Raw genomic sequence first — 601 nt, forward strand, 5'->3', positions numbered from 1 at the left:
TTTTTCGATCCAACCATTTTGAATACAAACTCGATAAGCTTCAGAAGCAGCATTCAAAACTGTGCTGGAGTCTTTACCCATACTGCAAGGAACAAACACTAGCGAATCACTAGATCGCAAAATCGTTATAAACTCTTCTACAACCGCATTGAACTTGAAGCTAACACTCTCGTGCAAAGCCACCAATTCGTTTTCTATTAGGTTTGTTGTTTCAAAAATATTAACCATTGGCTGAACCATTACTAAAGACCGACAACTATATAATACCATATTTAAACACACTTTATAGACTTAAATATACTTAGTGCACTTTTTTGTGCACATATATTGAAGGAGGTGTATTTATATGGTATTTTACTTCTATTCTTTTAGTCATCGGGTCAAGACATGTACACACCAATTTATTCTGAACAAGACCTTCAATTAGTACTCTTCAGAGCTAACGAGGGTATTTGCACGAATGGCATTTCTGTATTTGAGGGGGTAATAACAGGCAAAGAATTTGCTGAGAACTTCACTGAAGAAGAGAGCTCAGATAGTTTAAATGAGTATCAAAAAAGACAGAGAGACCTTGAGAAAGGTCGTGCACAAGGTTTGATTA

The 601-nt window shown here is 35.9% G+C and carries 2 protein-coding genes; one reads left to right on the forward strand and one right to left on the reverse strand.

What is annotated here, in order from left to right:
• Positions 1-228 (reverse strand): hypothetical protein (locus R8O10_RS26225; protein ID WP_318192097.1); only part of this gene is annotated, 228 nt, incomplete at its 3' end.
• Positions 229-387: 159 nt separating this feature from the next.
• On the opposite strand from R8O10_RS26225, the gene R8O10_RS26230 reads away from it, so the two are divergent.
• On the forward strand, positions 388-601 hold a 214-nt coding region (locus R8O10_RS26230), incomplete at its 3' end, for a hypothetical protein (RefSeq protein ID WP_318192098.1).

Origin of the sequence: Vibrio sp. 1727, assembly GCF_033344415.1 — a bacterium.
In the GTDB taxonomy this organism is placed as follows: Bacteria; Pseudomonadota; Gammaproteobacteria; order Enterobacterales; family Vibrionaceae; genus Vibrio; species Vibrio alginolyticus.